We start from the raw sequence: 15,561 nt of genomic DNA, 5'->3' as shown, positions 1-15,561 counted from the left end.
GTCCGCCATGTTCGACAACGTTCTGATCGTCTGCCACGCCAACGTGTGCCGCTCGCCTGCCGCCGAAATGCTGTTCAAGGCCCGGCAGCCTGCCGCGCCGCGCGCGGGCGCGGTGCCGATCGCGTTTCATTCGGCGGGCCTTCGCGCAGTGAACGGCGACGGCATGGACCCGGTGATGCGGCGCCTGCTCACGGAGCGCGGCATCACCTCGGGCATCCACTACGCGCGGCGTCTCGACCGCGCGCTCGTGCGGGCCGCCGACCTCGTGCTCGTCACCGAGCGCGCGCAGGTGGGCGTGGTCGAAGCGCTCGATCCGGCTTCGCGCGGCAAGGTCTATCCGCTCGGCAAATGGGAAGCCGACTCGGACGTCGCCGACCCGCATGGCTGCGCGGAAGCCGATTACAAGGAGAGTCTCGTGCTCATCGAACATCTGGTCATGGGATGGCTGAAGAAAATATGCTGATGAAAAAACTCACTGCAAACTCATTCGCGAGCTTCCGCACGAAGCTCGCCGCCTCGCTTTTGCTGACGTCCTTTCTGTCGGCCTGCGCCACCGCACCGGGCAATTATCTCGACACGTCGCGCCTGAAAGACAACGACAAGGCGCCGACCGAAACCTATCCGGTCCATCTGATCGACGCGAGCCTCATCATGGCGCAGGCTAAGGCCGCCGCCAGCAAGACGCAGGTGCTGCCGCCCTCGGCGCTGCCCGATGCGTCGCAGTACGTGTACCACCTCGCGCCGCAGGACATTCTCGGCATCACGGTGTGGGATCACCCCGAATTGACTACGCCGCAGGGCAGCACGCTCTCGTCGGGCGGCAATACCACGCAGTCCGTCGCGGGCGCATTGCAGCAGCCGTACACGGCCGCGCTGCCGGGCCAGGCCGATCCGTACGGCCAGACCATCGCCGCGGACGGCACGATCTTCTTCCCGTTCGTCGGCCGCATCAAGGCCGCGGGCAAGACCACGACCGAGTTGCGCGATCAGCTTGCTTCCGGGCTCGTGCGCTACATCCGCAATCCGCAGGTCGACGTGCGCGTGCTGTCGTATCGCGGCCAGAAGGTGCAGGTCACGGGCGACGTGAAGCAGCCGGGGCCGCTCGCGGTCAGCGACGTGCCGCTCACGCTGGTCGACGCGCTCACGCGCTCGGGCGGCACGACGGACAACGCCGACATCCAGCGCGTGCGCTTGACGCGCAACAAGCAACTCTACGTGCTCGACGCGAACCGCATGCTCGATCGCGGCGACACCTCGCAGGACGTGATGCTGCAAAACGGCGACGTCATCAACGTGCCGGACCGCAGCGACAGCCGCATCTTCGTGATGGGCGAGGTGAAGACGCCGATGCAGATGCCGCTGATCAAGGGTGAGCTGACGATCGCCGACGCGCTCACGCAGGCGGGCGGCATTCTCAACACCGACGCCAATCCGCGCCAGATCTTCGTGATGCGCGGCATGCGCGAGAACCCGACCACGCCGGAGGTGTTCCGCCTCGACATGACGCAGCCGGACTCGATCATGCTGTCCTCGCAGTTCCAGTTGCAACCGATGGACGTCGTCTATATCGGCACCGCCGCGTCGACCACGTTCAACCGCGTGTTGCAGCAGATCCTGCCGACCGTGGAGACAGCGTTCTATCTGAAGCAGTTGACGCGCTGAACGTTTGGGCCGTAGAGCGTCCCGCGCCGTATCGCCTTCATGAACTTTGATGAGCGCGCGGCGCGGGGCCGCAGCAAACGCCGAAGTACCCGCCGAAGCGGCTGCTGAAGTGAGTGAAGAAGCAGGAAACCACGCACGCAACCAGGCAACCGCCGGGGCAAACAAAACGGGATTGAATTGTGAGCAATCAAATTTCTCCACACATGGCTGGTCCGATCAAGACCGAAGAAGAAGACGTCGTCCTCGGACAACTGGTGCAGGTGATCCTCGACGACATCTGGTGGCTGCTCGCGATCACCGCGATCATCGTCTCGCTGGCGGTCGCGTACTGCTACCTCGCCAAGCCGATCTATTCGGCCGACGCGCACGTGCGCGTCGAGCAGTCCGACAACACCTCGCAGGCACTCACGCAAACGCAGACCGGCGCCGCGATCACGAGCGGCTCGACCTCGCTGCCGACCGACGCCGAGATCGAGATCATCAAGAGCCGCGGCGTGGTCGGCCCGGTCGTGCAGCAGCTGAAGCTGAACTTCAGCGTCACGCCGAAGACGATTCCGGTTCTCGGCAACATCGCCGCGCGCCTCGCGACGCCGGGTCAGCCCGCACGTCCGTGGCTCGGCCTGACCTCGTATGCGTGGGGCGGCGAGAGCGTCGAAGTCGATTCGATCGACGTCATGCCTGCGCTCGAAGGCCAGAAGCTCACGCTGCGCGTGGTCGATGCGCAGCACTACGAGCTGCTCGCGCCGAATGGCGCGCTGCTGCTGCGCGGCCAGGTCGGCGAGGAGGCGCAGGGCGGCGGCGTGACGATGCGCGTCAAGACGCTCGTCGCGCGTCCGGGGCAGGAATTCATCGTCGTACGCTCGAACGACCTCGACGCGATTACCGCATTCCAGTCGGCGATCACCGTGCAGGAGCAGGGCAAGCAGACCGGCGTGATCCAGATTTCGCTCGAGGACAAGAGCCCTGAACATGCGGCGCTCGTCGCCAATGCGCTCGCGCAGTCGTATCTGCGCCAGCACGTGTCGAACAAGCAGGTAGACGCAAGCAAGATGCTCGACTTCCTGAAGAGCGAGGAGCCGCGCCTGAAGGCCGACCTCGAACGCGCCGAGGCCGCGTTGACCGCGTACCAGCGCCAGTCCGGCTCGATCAACGCGAGCGACGAGGCGAAGGTCTACCTCGAAGGCAGCATGCAGTACGAGCAGCAGATCGCCGCACTGCGTTTGCAGATGACGCAGCTCACCCAGCGTTACGGCGACGACCACCCGATGCTGGTCGCCGCGCGCGAGCAGATGGCCGAGCTGCAGGCGCAGCGCGCCAAATACGCGGACCGCTTCCGCGATCTGCCGGCCACCGAAGTGAAGGCCGTGCAGTTGCAGCGCGACGCGAAGGTCGCCGAAGACATTTACGTGCTGCTGCTCAACCGCGTGCAGGAACTGTCGGTGCAGAAGGCGGGCACGGGCGGCAACGTGCATATCGTCGACGCCGCGCTGCGACCCGGCGCGCCGGTCAAGCCGAAGAAGATGCTGATCATCTCGGCGGCGGTGATTCTCGGCCTGATCGCGGGCACCGGCTTCGTGTTCCTGCGCCGCAATCTGTTCAAGGGCATCGACGATCCCGATCACGTCGAGCGCGCATTCCATCTGCCGGTGTTCGGCATCGTGCCGCAAAGCGCGCAGCAGGTGCAGCTCGAACACAGCTTCGAGCGCGGCGGCGAACGGCTGCGCCCGGTGCTCGCGAACGCGCGGCCCAAGGACGTGACGATCGAAAGTCTGCGCAGCTTGCGCACCGCGATGCAGTTCACGATGATGGACGCGCGCAACCGCATCGTGATGCTGACGGGCCCGATGGCCGGCGTCGGCAAGAGCTTCCTGAGCGTGAATCTCGCGATGCTGCTCGCGCATTCGGGCAAGCGCGTGCTGCTGATCGACGGCGACATGCGTCGCGGCGTGCTCGAACGCTACGTGGGCGGGGCGCAGGAGAACGGCCTGTCCGAACTGCTGAGCGGCCAGATCTCGCTCGAGGAAGCGATCCGCGCCTCGGGTGTCGAAAACCTGAGCTTCATTTCGTGCGGCCGCCGCCCGCCCAATCCGTCCGAGCTGCTGATGTCGCCGCGTCTGCCGCAATACCTCGACGGTCTCGCGAAGCGCTACGACGTGATCCTGATCGACACGCCGCCGGTGCTCGCGGTGACCGATGCGTCGATCATCGGCGCGTACGCGGGCTCGACGTTCTTCGTGATGCGCTCGGGCATGCACAGCGAAGTCGAGATCGCCGATGCGCTCAAGCGTCTGCGCGCGGCGGGCGTGCACGTGCAGGGCGGCATCTTCAACGGTATGCCCGCGCGCTCGCGCGTCGGCTACGACCGCGGCTATGCGGCGGTTCAGGAATACCTGAGCACGTGACACCGGCCCCCGGCACGAACACGACATCAACGGAGGACATCACGATGAAAGTGACGGTACTGGTTCCGACTTATCGCCGCCCGGCCGACCTCGTGCGCTGCCTCGCGGCGCTCGGGCGGCAGTCGCGCGCGCCCGACGAAGTGGTGGTGGTCGCGCGCGTCGACGACGACGCGACGCATGGGTGTCTGCGCGATCCGGCCGTGGCGGGCAGCCTGCCGCTCGTGATCGCGCCGATCGACGTACCCGGCCAGGTCGCGGCGCTCAATCGCGGGCTCGATGCGGCAAGCGGCGACGTGATCGCGATCACCGACGACGACGCCGCGCCGCGCGTCGACTGGGTCGAGCGAATCGCGGCTGCGTTCGAAGCGGACGCACGCCTCGGCGCACTCGGCGGACGCGACTGGGTACACGAAAAAGGCCGTGTGCTGGACGGCATGCGGCCGCTCGTCGGCAAGGTGACCGCGCACGGCAGGATCATCGGCAATCATCATCTCGGTGCCGGCAGTGCGCGCGCGGTCGACATCCTCAAAGGCGCCAACATGAGCTACCGGCGCGACGCGGTGCGCACGATCCGTTTCGATACGCGCCTGCGCGGCGCGGGCGCACAGGTGCATAACGACATGGCGTTCAGCCTCGCGGTCAGGAACGCCGGCTGGAAGCTCGTGTATGACCCGCAGGTCGCCGTCGATCATTTTCCGGCCGAGCGTTTCGACGACGACAGGCGCGACGCGCAGACGATGGCCGCGCTGCGCAATGCGGCGTTCAACTTCCATCTGATCCTGCGCGACCAGTTGCCGCCGCTGCGCCGTGAAACCGCATGGTGGTGGTGGACGCTGGTCGGCACGCGGGTCTATCCGGGGCTCACGCATGCGGCGCTCGCGCTGCTGTCGAAACAGGCGCGCCTGAAGCTGTCTCGTTGGCGCGAGGTTCGCGCGGGCGCGCATGAGGCTCGGCATGAAGCGCGTCGCGCGCTGTCGCGAAGCGGAGTGTCCACATGAGTACGAAAGTTCACGTTCATCTGTTTTACGGCGCCGATCCGCGCTTTTATCGCCAGGGCGACGACATCGGCTGCCTGTACGGCTATCATCATGCCGAGTCCGACGCGTTTGCGCTGAGCTATTCGCAGGACGCGCGCGAAAGCCGGCCGGTGCGGCTCGTGCGCCGCGCGCTGAAAGCCGCGCTCGGCTTCGATTTCATTCACACGTGGCGCAATCGCGCGCAGATGCTGCGCTCGGACGTGATCTGGACGCACACCGAACAGGAGTGGCTGTCCGCCGCGCTCATGCTGCTGCTGTGCGGCCGCAAGGCGGGGGCGGGCGCGTCACCATTGCTGCTCGCGCAAAGCGTGTGGCTGCTCGACAAGTGGCCTTCGTACGGCATCGTGCGCAGCTGGTTTTACCGCAAGCTGATGACGCGCGCGGATCGTCTGACCACGCTCGCGAGCGAAAACGCCGAACTGTGCCGGCGCTACTTCAATCGCGACGCGACGCCGCTGCTCTACGGCCTGAACACGCGCGATTTTCCCGTGCAGGCGCCGACGCAATGGGTGCCGCGCACGCCGCTGCGCATCGCGGCGATCGGCAACGATCGCGACCGCGACTGGGAGACGCTCATCAGGGCATTCGGCAACGATCCGCGCTACACCGTGAAGCTCGCGACGCGGCGGCGCATTCCCGCGTCGCTGCGCGCGGCGAATGTCGAGATCGCGTTGTTCTCGGGCATCAAGAAGCAGCACGAGCTGTACGACTGGGCCGATGTGATCGTCGTGCCGCTGCGGCCGAACTCGCACGCGTCGGGCATTACCGTGATGCTCGAAGCGGCGGCGGTCGGCAAGCCGATGGTGGTGACCGACGTCGGCGCGCTACAGGACTACTTTCCCGCCGACGAAGCCGCTTATGTGCCGCCGTTCGACCCGCAGGCGCTGCGCGACGCAATCGATCAGCTTGCCGCGAATCCGGCGCAGGCGCTGCGCCAGGCGCAGGCCGCCGCCGCTGGCTTGCTCGCGCGCGATCTGACCACGCAGCACTATGCGATGCAGCACGTGAGAATCACGCAGGAAATGCTGCAGGAGCGCGGGCAGGCGCAGGCGCCTGCCCGCGCGCAGCAACAGCGCGACGGCCAACACGGCGCGAACGCGCGCGAATCGCGCGGAGGTCTGTAAACGATGTCGACGATTCCGCGCGCGAGCCCCGTGCAGCCCAACGGCGCAAGCAACGCTCGCGCCGCAAAACGCGCTGCAGGGGGGCTCTTCTCCAGCAGTCCGCAGGAATGGCTGCCGCCGCTGCTGCTGTGGCTCATCACGGCGGTCCTGATCATCGCGCATCAGGGCACCGTGCTCACCCTCGCGTTTCCGGTGCTCGCGGTGCTCACGGGCCTGTGGCTCTACTTCAAGAGCCCGGCGCGCTATGTCGGCTTCATGTGGTGGCTGTGGTTCCTGAGCCCCGAAGTGCGGCGTCTCGCCGACTGGTCCAAAGGCGCGTTCACGCCGACGAGCCTGATCCAGGTCGCGCCGCTCGCGGTCACGATGATCAGCGGACTGTCGCTGCTGCGCTACTACCGGCTGCTTGCGCAGCGTCGCGGCTTGCCGGTGCTGCTGATCCTGCTCGGCCTCATCTACGCGTTCCTGATCGGCGTGATGTCGAGCGGGCCGCTCGCGGCGACCTACGACCTCGCGAACTGGCTCTATCCGATCCTGATCGGCTTTCACATCATGGCGAACACGCGCCAGTATCCGCAGTATCGCGACACGATCGTCAACACCTTCATCTGGGGCATGCTCGTGATGGGCGGCTACGGCCTGATCCAGTTTTTCATCATGCCGCAGTGGGACGCGCTATGGATGCTCGGCTCGCAGATGAACTCGCAGGGCGACCCCGTGCCGATGGGCGTGCGCGTGTTCAGCACGATGAATTCGTCGGGGCCGTTCGCGTTCGCGATGATGGGCGCGATGGTCTTCGTGATGGCGGCGACGCATCGCGTGCGCTGGATCGCCGCCGCGCTCGGCTTCTTCGCGTTCGCCTTGAGCCTCGTGCGCTCGACGTGGGGCGGCTGGGTCATCGCGCTGCTGATTCAACTGGTGAAGTCGAACAACAAGGTGCGCGTGCGCATCGTCGCGAGCGCGGTGCTGCTCGCCGGCCTGTGCGTGCCGCTGCTCGCGGTCGGGCCGGTGGCCGAGCGCATGCAGGCGCGCCTCGACACGATCGTCAACCTGCATGACGACCAGAGCTACGCGGCGCGCAACGAGTTCTACGCGACCTTCGCGAAGACCGCGTTTACCGATGTGTCCGGCGAAGGCATGGGCGCGACCGGCACCTCGACCAAGCTCTCGAGCGACGGCGGCCAGCTCGGTCAGTACGGCAACTTCGACAGCGGCGTGATGAACATTCCGTTCGTGCTCGGCTGGCCCGGCACGCTGCTCTATATGTCCGGCATCGTGTGGCTGCTGGTGCGCGCCGTGCTCGCGTCGTTCCGGCTGAAGGACGACAAGTTCGTGTCCGCGTGCCTGAGTCTCAGTCTCGCGACCTTCGCGATGCTCGTGTTCACGAACTCACTGGTCGGCACCGGCGGCCTGCTGCTTTTCATGGGTGTTTTTTCGATTCTTTCCGCGGCCCACTACAAGAAGATGAGCCGCAGACGCACGCTATTTAGTCACGGAGGCACGCATTGAGAGTCGCCATTGTCACGCACGTAGTGCGCCATAACGACGGCCAGGGGCGCGTCAACCACGAGATCGCGAGCGCGGCGCTCGCCGAGAACATCGGCGTGACGCTGGTGGCGTCGCACGTTGCGCCTGACCTGCTCGCGCATCCGAACGTGCAATGGGCGCCGGTGAAAATCGGCCACTGGTGGCCGACCAATCTGCTGCGCCAGCAGGTGTTCGCATTCAAGAGCGCGCTGTGGCTGCGCGCGCATCGCCGCGAATACGACGTGCTGCACGTGAACGGCTTCATCACGTGGATGCCGGCGGACGTCAACACGTCGCACTTCGTGCATAGCGGCTGGTTCGGCAGCAAGTACTATCCGTTCGGACTCACGAAGGGTGTGTGGTCCGCGTATCAGTCGGTCTATACGCGCTGCAATGCGCTGCTCGAACGCTGGGCGTACCGGCGCTCGAAGGTGATAACCGCCGTGTCGCAGAAGGTCGCCGACGAAATCCTCGCGATCGGTCTTACGCCGGAAAACCGCGTCGACGTGATCTACAACGGCGTCGATACGCAGGGCTTCGCGGCGGCGAGCGGCGATCGCCAGCGCTTTGGCCTGCCTGCGGACGCGTTTCTGCTGCTGTTCGTCGGCGATCTGCGCACGCCGCGCAAGAATCTCGGCACCGTGCTCGCCGCGCTCAAGCACCTGCCCGAACACGTGCAGATCGCGGTGGCGGGCTTTCTGCCGGGCAGCCCGTATCCGGACGAAGCAAAGGCGCTCGGCATCGCGCATCGTGTGCATTTTCTCGGGCTCGTGAAGGAGATGCCGGTACTGATGCATTCGGTCGATGCATTCGTATTTCCTTCGCGCTACGAAGCAATGAGCCTGTCGCTGCTCGAAGCGATGGCCGCGGGCCTGCCGGTCGTGACCGCGCGTACTGCGGGCGGCGCCGAGATCATCACGCCCGATTGCGGCATCGTGCTCGACGATCCCGACGATCCGAAGGCGCTCGCCGGCGCGGTCACGCAACTCGCCTCCGACGACACCAGGCGCCGCGCGATGGGCCGCGCCGCGAGCGAGCTCGCGACCGGCTTCGGCTGGGCGCGGATGGCCGCGCAATACATCGCGCTGTACCGGCAACTGGCCGGGCAGCAGGAAAACCGCCGGCTCAGCCAGGCGGAAACATCGGCCGTCTCGCAGAACGACGCGCTCACACTGAACCATCTGGCCGGGCAGAAAAGCGTGGAATGAGATCGCGGCATTCGAAACATTCGCCAGGCAACGCACAGGGGCAAACAATCATGACGACAGGTTCAATCAAATCACTCCAGATCGGGATGCACTGGTTCCCGGAACGCGCGGGCGGCCTCGACCGCATGTACTACTCGCTGGTCGGCGCGCTGCCCGGCGCGGGCGTCGCGGTGCGCGGCGTCGTGGCCGGTTCGCCGAAAGTCGCCGCCGACACGGATGGCGCCATCAACGGTTTCGGCTCCGCCGCGCAATCGCTGCCGCTGCGGCTCATGGCGGCACGCCGCGCGTTGCGCCAGGAAATCCGCGCGTCGCGGCCGGACGTGATTTCATCGCACTTCGCGCTCTATACGTTTCCGGGGCTCGACGTGACGCGCGGCATTCCGCAGGTCTCGCATTTTCAGGGGCCGTGGGCCGACGAGAGCCACGTCGAAGGCGCCGATTCGCTCGGCCAGCGCGCGAAGCGCTATCTCGAGCAATCGGTCTATGCGCGCTCGTCGCGGCTCATCGTGCTGTCCGAGGCATTCGGCAAGATTCTCACGTCGCGCTACCGGATCTCGCCGGAGCGCGTACGCGTGGTGCCGGGCTGTGTCGACGTCGAGCAGTTCAATCTGCCGATCACGCAGGCCGAAGCGCGCCTGCGGCTGCAGTTGCCGCAGGACCGGCCGATCGTGCTCGCGGTGCGGCGTCTCGTGCGCCGCATGGGGCTGGAGGACCTGATCGATGCGGTGAAGCTCATCAAGCGCGAGGCTCCCGACGTGCTGCTGCTGATCGCGGGCAAGGGGCGGCTCGAAGCCGAGTTGCAGGCGCGCATCAGCGAGGCGGGGCTGGAACACAACGTGAAGCTGCTCGGCTTCGTGCCCGATCAGCATCTCGCCGCGTTGTACCGCGCGGCCAATATCAGCATCGTGCCGACGGTCGCGCTCGAAGGCTTCGGGCTGATTACGGTGGAGTCGCTGGCCTCGGGCACGCCGGTGCTGGTCACGCCCGTGGGCGGCTTGCCCGAGGCGGTGGCGGGGCTGTCGCCGGATCTGGTGCTGCCGCAGACGGGCGCGCAGGCGATTGCCGACGGACTCTCCCGCGCGTTGAACGGCACGCTGAAATTGCCGGACGCGGATGCGTGCCGCCGCTACGCGCGCGAGAATTTCGACAACTCGGTGATCGCGAAGCGCGTCGCGGCCGTGTATGCAGAGGCGATTGCGGGCGACGCAATGCACTGAGGCGACGCGGGGTGTCCTCGAGATTCGGACTTTTACGTACTCCGACGCTCAATCTCCGCGACAGGCTTGTGCGAATGACCGCGAGGCGGTCGTTCGCGCTCGGTCCCCTTGGGATTCGCCACAGCTACTGCGAGGCAATCCACCAGGTCGTTCCCGACGAGTCCTGAACGCCGCCACGCAAATCGTCGTCCGCCCGCTTTCGCTGCGGCTCCTGGACGACAGTCGCCCCGGCCGCGACAGCACGATCGAAGGCCGCCATGACATCCGGCACATAGAGGTGGATATGCGGCGCGGCCGAGTGAGCGGATGTGGCGCCACCACCCAGCATCAATACGCTGTCATCGATCCTGAGCTCCGCGTGCATCAGCGAGCCATCCGGCCGATCAAAGCGGCGCACGAGCACCCCGCCGAACACCTGTTCGACAAACCCAATCAACGCGTCCCCGTCTGAGCAGATGAGATACGGGCTCATCGACGGATAGTTTTCAGGTTTCCACTTCATCGTCATCTCTCCCGAGAGTTGCGCGGCAATCGCGTCAAATACTAGGACGATGAGCGTTCAATGACAATGGTAGGTGGACGTCTGAGTCTCGAACGATTTTGCGCGTCTCAACTGCCGGATCCAGGTTCATAGGCCGCCCGCGTGCGCTTTCGCAGGAAAGCACGGTCGCGCGTAAGGTTTTCTTAAGGACGCGTCCTGCACACTAAAACCCAACGTTGGCTTACTTTTCTTAACGGGATGTCCCACATTGCGACGAAGACGCGATGTTTGCGCTTTCAGCGCCGCGTCTCTGCATGACGGTGACGGGACTCCTGGACTGCCTGCATGAGGGAATATGGACACAACCAAACACATGGCGATGACCAAGGTGCCCGAGGTCACGCTTGGTTTCTGGATCGTCAAGATCGCAGCGACGACACTAGGCGAGACTGGCGGAGATGCAGTCTCGATGTCGATGAATCTGGGCTACCTTGTCGCCACGATCATTTTCGCGGTGATATTCGTCGTCGCTGTCAGCGCCCAGATTCGGGCGAACCGGTTTAATCCGCTTCTTTACTGGGTAACCATCGTCTCCACAACGACAGTCGGTACGACGCTCGCCGACTTTGCCGACCGGTCTCTCGGGATCGGCTACGCGGGCGGAAGTACGATCCTTCTCGTATTGCTGCTGGGCTCGCTCTTCACCTGGTACAAGGTGATGGGTTCGGTATCGGTGACCACTGTATCTTCGCCCAAGGCCGAGATGTTTTACTGGGTGACGATCATGTTTTCCCAGACGCTCGGCACCGCGCTGGGCGACTGGACTGCTGACACGGTTGCGCTCGGCTACAGCGGCGCAGCCATTGTTTTCGGTGGCCTGCTGCTGGTGCTCGTTGTTGCGCACTATTGGACCAACATCTCATCGACGATACTCTTCTGGGCCGCGTTCATTCTGACTCGTCCGCTCGGGGCGGCGCTGGGAGACTTCCTCGACAAGCCAATCGACCATGGCGGTCTGGCGATGAACCGTTATGCCGCTTCGATTGCGCTTCTCGGCTTCATCCTGACCAGTTTGATGGTCTTCAGGCAAAGAGCAGCAAAGGCCGCTCACTGATTGAAGTTCCAGACAGCCGCACCCTCTGTGCGGCCCGCGTTAAGCGCCGCCGCACACCCATGCCGTATCAGAGCGTCTCGTGATGCTCGTTGCGGGCGATATCCGCCTGAACCATCATTTGGCACAGTTGTTCGAGCGTGGTTTGCGGCTGCCAGCCGAGCGTGTCGCGTGCCTTGTCCGCGCAGCCGATCAGCAGATCCACTTCGGCCGGGCGATAGAACTTCGGATTCACGCGCACGAGCGTCTTGCCGGTGGCGACATCGATGCCGGTTTCGCGCTCGTCCTTGCCCGACCATTCGAGCTGGTAGCCGGCGGCCATGAAAGCCATGCGCACGAAGTCGCGCACGGTCTCGGTACGGCCCGTGGCGAGCACGAAGGTGTCGGGCGTATCGGCCTGCAGCATGCGCCACATGCCTTCGACGTATTCGAGCGCGAAGCCCCAGTCGCGCTGCGCGCCCAGGTTGCCGAGTTCGAGCACGTCCTGCTTGCCGAGCTTGATCTTCGCCACCGTGTCGGTGATCTTGCGCGTGACGAATTCGCGGCCACGTAGCGGCGATTCGTGATTGAACAGAATCCCGCTGCTCGCGAACAGGTTGTACGACTCGCGATAGTTGATCGTCGACCAGTGCGCGAACAGCTTCGCGACGCCATACGGGCTGCGCGGATAGAAGGGCGTGCTCTCGCGTTGCGGCACCGCCTGCACGAGACCGAACATTTCGGAAGTCGACGCCTGGTAGTAGCGCGTTTTCGGGCTCAGAATGCGCAGGCCTTCGAGCAGATTCAGCGCGCCGATGCCGGTCACTTCGGCGGTGGTCACGGGCTGATCGAACGACACGCCGACGAAGCTCTGCGCGGCGAGGTTGTACAGTTCGTCGGCCTGAGCTTGCTCGAGCAGGCGAAGCGTCGAGCCCAGGTCGGTGAGGTCGTGCTCGACGAGGCGCAGATTCGGATGATCGAGCACGCCAAGCTCACGCATGCGCCAGAAATTGACCGAGCTCGTGCGGCGATAGGTGCCGGTCACGTGATAGCCCTTGTCGAGCAGCAGCCGGGCCAGATAGGCGCCGTCCTGTCCGGATACACCGGTGATGATCGCTTTGCGTGGTTGGCTCATAGCTTGCCTTCTAGTTTGTCAAAAGAAAAAACTGCGCGCCGGCTGCATGAGCCGGGTTCTGCGAAGCGCGCGAAAAAAAACGTTTCAATGCACGCCATCGAGTAGCCGCTGCACCATCGGTTCGACGACCTGATAATCCTGGGCGGCCTTCAACCGGTAGAGATCGGGCTTCGGATGCGCGCCGTCGGACATCAGCGTCTTCCAGTCCGGCACGCTGCTCACATAAGCGAATTGATCGACGAGCGGTACCTGCTGCTCGGCAGCGACACGCCGCGTCATCGCGACCATCGTGGCGAGCCGCGCGTTGAGGCGGTTGTCGGGCATCGGGTTCGAGGTCTGCAAAACAGGCTCCTTGCCGAGTGCGCGCGCGGTTTGCACGAGCGCCGTTTCGGCCGCGTAGAACTGCTCGGGCGTCTGGTTCTGCATCACTTCGTTGATGCCGTAGTTGATCAACACGATCTGCGCGGGCGACGCGGCGAGGCGTTCGCGCCAGGGCAGACCGGCGGTGGATTCCGGTTTGCGGCTGGTTTGGCGATGGCCGTTGCCGTCGCGCAGTTGCGTTGCCATCGTGCCGCCGACGCCGTAGTTCGCGACGCGCACGCGCTCGCCGTAATGCGCCTGCAAGTCGTCCTGCAGATAGGTCACCGCGTTGCGCGCTTGCGGACCGCAATGGCCGTCGCTGCAGGTAATGCCGAGCGTGGTCGAATCGCCGTAGGCGTCGATCAGCACTTGCGCTTGTTGCTGAGCTTGTTCCCGCGCTTGCGGCTGCATCAGCGGCCGGGCATCCGCATTGGCCTCGCAGCTTGCGGGTGCAAGCATCGCCAGAGTCGCCAGCGTCGACACAGCGCCCAGCACGCAGGCGGCGATGCGGTGCCGGCGGGTCGTGAGCGACTTCATGAGCGACCTCACGCGCGGCTTTGCGGCGCCTGCCGCACGACGTTGGCGCTGGCCTTCGCGCCACCGCTCATTGCCGCGGTGGACACATGCGCGTGCGTCTGCGTCTGCTGGCTCTGCAGGTTCGCCTTGCCGCGCGCACCGAAAATCAGCCGCTTCTCGAACGCGAACCAGGTCACGCTCGCGTACACGAGCGTGATCGCGAGTGCAACCGCCGCGCTCAGATAGCGATTCAGATGCAGCGGCCACACCATGTACAGCACGCTCAGGTGAATCAGGTAAATCGTGTAGCTGATCGTGCCGATATAAACGAGCACGCGATTGCACAGCAGCCGTTTGACGATGCCCTTGCTTTGCAGCGCGATCACGACGATGGACGTGCACAGCACCAGCGACACGCTGTAGAGCCCTGCATTCGAGAGCGGCGTGTTCGCCGCGCGAAAACGCGGGAAGTGCAGATGCAGCCATGCCAGCACCGCGAGCGAGGCAAGCAGTCCGAGCACCGCAAGGCCCTTGAACGGTTCGAGCGCATTGCGGTCACGCCGCAGCGCGACGGCGAGCAGCGCGCCCGCCGCGAGCAGGTCCATGCGGAACGGCGTCAGGTAGTAGATCGGCCAGAACGAATCGAACCACGGCGTCGCGACCGCGCGCAGCACCGGCACGAGCACGATCAGGGCGGCCGCGACGTAGCCGAGCAGACGCTCGGGCACGAGCAGGATCACGAACGGCCAGAAGATGTAGAACTGCTCTTCGACCGCGAGCGACCACAGCACGTTGAGACTGTCGTGGCCGCTCTGATTGAGCGCGTCGCCGATATTGGTCGCGAAAAACGCATACCAGTACCAATGCTGCGCCCACGCGAGGCCGAACAGGATCGACGAGACGACCATCAGCAGGATGTAGGGCGGCAGGATGCGCCGCGCGCGGCGCGCATAAAAGTACCTGAAATACGACTGCTGACGCGTCTTGCGATCGAGCAGGATGCCGCTGATCAGAAAGCCGCTCAGAACAAAAAACAGATCGACGCCCATCCACAGCGGCGCTTTCAACGCGTGCTGCGCGAACACCGCGAGCACGGCGATCGCGCGCAGGCCGTCGAGCTGCACGATGCGGGAGTGAGAGGGCGCGAGGGGCAATGCGCTGGCAGTCATGAACCGTCCATGGTGTGAAGCGGATGGGCCGGGCGGCGCGGTGTCGCGCGAGCTTCGCCCGGAATTGGGGCGCAGGGGCGCGCGCGCTTCGCGTCGCAACAGAAGTGCAATCGATTCTAGGGAAAATAAAATCGCGAAAAAACGCGAAGGAATTAGATAAGTGAATCAGATTGAAACAGGGTATTTCTTTTAACCATTGCCGGCATGTTTATATGCTTATTCGAAGGCATCGGTGCCGCGCGTAATAAATTCCCGATGCGGGAGATTGCATCGGTAAAGAAGGGATGACCTGGCGCCGGAACGCATACATCGCCCCGGGATTCCGTTTTTCTGTATTTTTAAATTGCTTTCTTTCGCACGGCTTAAATAATCGAATATTTTTGAATTATTTTCGATTTTCGTCGCCGCGTTTTTTCCGCGTAATGTGCGCTGTATGGATGGAATGTCCAGGGCGGCTCGTGGATTCGCCTGCGGCTCGCTGTGAGCCTTGCGGTGAATCCTGTACCGGCTGAGCCCGAGCGCGCCACGCCCATCCTTGCCGCACGCGTGCGCCACATGAATTGGCCGCGCTCCGTACGTTCTCCCGCGTGGCTTCAGGCATTGCGCCTTGCCACATCACTGCATTTCGCACCGCAC

The 15,561-nt window shown here is 64.6% G+C and carries 13 protein-coding genes; 9 read left to right on the top strand and 4 right to left on the bottom strand.

The features are described from left to right. The first annotated feature begins 7 nt into the window (after window positions 1-7). From B9Z01_RS05890 to B9Z01_RS05855, 8 genes are all read left to right on the top strand, one after another. The gene (locus tag B9Z01_RS05890) at window positions 8-463 is read left to right on the top strand and encodes an arsenate reductase/protein-tyrosine-phosphatase family protein (RefSeq protein ID WP_085481325.1); all 456 of its coding nucleotides are present in this window, start codon (window positions 8-10) and stop codon (window positions 461-463) included. Continuing rightward, a complete protein-coding gene (locus tag B9Z01_RS05885; protein WP_085481324.1) occupies window positions 457-1,662 on the top strand; it encodes a polysaccharide biosynthesis/export family protein in 1,206 nt (401 codons plus the stop codon). The genes B9Z01_RS05890 and B9Z01_RS05885 overlap by 7 nt, the downstream gene beginning before the upstream one ends. A gap of 203 nt (window positions 1,663-1,865) precedes the next feature. Continuing rightward, a complete protein-coding gene (locus B9Z01_RS05880) occupies window positions 1,866-4,064 on the top strand; it encodes a polysaccharide biosynthesis tyrosine autokinase (protein WP_085481323.1) in 2,199 nt (732 codons plus the stop codon). Window positions 4,065-4,108: 44 nt separating this feature from the next. Then, the gene (locus B9Z01_RS05875) at window positions 4,109-5,062 is read left to right on the top strand and encodes a glycosyltransferase family 2 protein (RefSeq protein ID WP_085481322.1); all 954 of its coding nucleotides are present in this window, start codon (window positions 4,109-4,111) and stop codon (window positions 5,060-5,062) included. Then, window positions 5,059-6,225: a glycosyltransferase family 4 protein gene (locus B9Z01_RS05870; protein WP_085481321.1), complete on the top strand. Its 1,167-nt coding sequence runs from the start codon at window positions 5,059-5,061 to the stop codon at window positions 6,223-6,225. Before B9Z01_RS05875 ends, B9Z01_RS05870 begins: the two co-directional genes overlap by 4 nt. A 3-nt stretch (window positions 6,226-6,228) precedes the next feature. Next, window positions 6,229-7,731: a glucose-6-phosphate isomerase gene (locus B9Z01_RS05865; RefSeq protein WP_085481320.1), complete on the top strand. Its 1,503-nt coding sequence runs from the start codon at window positions 6,229-6,231 to the stop codon at window positions 7,729-7,731. After that, a complete protein-coding gene (locus tag B9Z01_RS05860) occupies window positions 7,728-8,957 on the top strand; it encodes a glycosyltransferase family 4 protein (RefSeq protein WP_085481319.1) in 1,230 nt (409 codons plus the stop codon). Before B9Z01_RS05865 ends, B9Z01_RS05860 begins: the two co-directional genes overlap by 4 nt. A 50-nt stretch (window positions 8,958-9,007) precedes the next feature. Beyond that, window positions 9,008-10,174: a glycosyltransferase family 4 protein gene (locus tag B9Z01_RS05855; RefSeq protein ID WP_085481318.1), complete on the top strand. Its 1,167-nt coding sequence runs from the start codon at window positions 9,008-9,010 to the stop codon at window positions 10,172-10,174. Window positions 10,175-10,298: 124 nt separating this feature from the next. On the opposite strand, the gene B9Z01_RS05850 is transcribed toward B9Z01_RS05855, so the two are convergent. Next, the gene (locus B9Z01_RS05850) at window positions 10,299-10,676 is read right to left on the bottom strand and encodes a VOC family protein (protein WP_208625895.1); all 378 of its coding nucleotides are present in this window, start codon (window positions 10,674-10,676) and stop codon (window positions 10,299-10,301) included. Window positions 10,677-11,010: 334 nt separating this feature from the next. Between B9Z01_RS05850 and B9Z01_RS05845 the strand changes: the two genes are divergently transcribed. Then, window positions 11,011-11,769, top strand: coding sequence for a COG4705 family protein (locus B9Z01_RS05845; RefSeq protein ID WP_085481316.1), 759 nt, complete (start codon window positions 11,011-11,013; stop codon window positions 11,767-11,769). 67 nt (window positions 11,770-11,836) lie between these two features. Here the strand turns inward: B9Z01_RS05845 and gmd are convergent, their stop codons facing one another. The 3 genes from gmd to B9Z01_RS05830 form a co-directional block, all read right to left on the bottom strand. Then, the gene (gmd, locus tag B9Z01_RS05840; protein WP_085481315.1) at window positions 11,837-12,880 is read right to left on the bottom strand and encodes a GDP-mannose 4,6-dehydratase; all 1,044 of its coding nucleotides are present in this window, start codon (window positions 12,878-12,880) and stop codon (window positions 11,837-11,839) included. 84 nt (window positions 12,881-12,964) lie between these two features. Continuing rightward, the gene (locus B9Z01_RS05835) at window positions 12,965-13,651 is read right to left on the bottom strand and encodes an SGNH/GDSL hydrolase family protein (RefSeq protein WP_244195965.1); all 687 of its coding nucleotides are present in this window, start codon (window positions 13,649-13,651) and stop codon (window positions 12,965-12,967) included. Between the two features lie 134 nt (window positions 13,652-13,785). Then, window positions 13,786-14,925, bottom strand: coding sequence for an acyltransferase family protein (locus B9Z01_RS05830; RefSeq protein ID WP_085481313.1), 1,140 nt, complete (start codon window positions 14,923-14,925; stop codon window positions 13,786-13,788). Window positions 14,926-15,561: the final 636 nt, after the last annotated feature.

Source organism: Paraburkholderia susongensis, assembly GCF_900177725.1.
Classification (GTDB): Bacteria; Pseudomonadota; Gammaproteobacteria; order Burkholderiales; family Burkholderiaceae; genus Paraburkholderia; species Paraburkholderia susongensis.
Note: the sequence above shows the minus strand (reverse complement) of the source record. Positions and strands in the feature narration are given on the sequence as shown.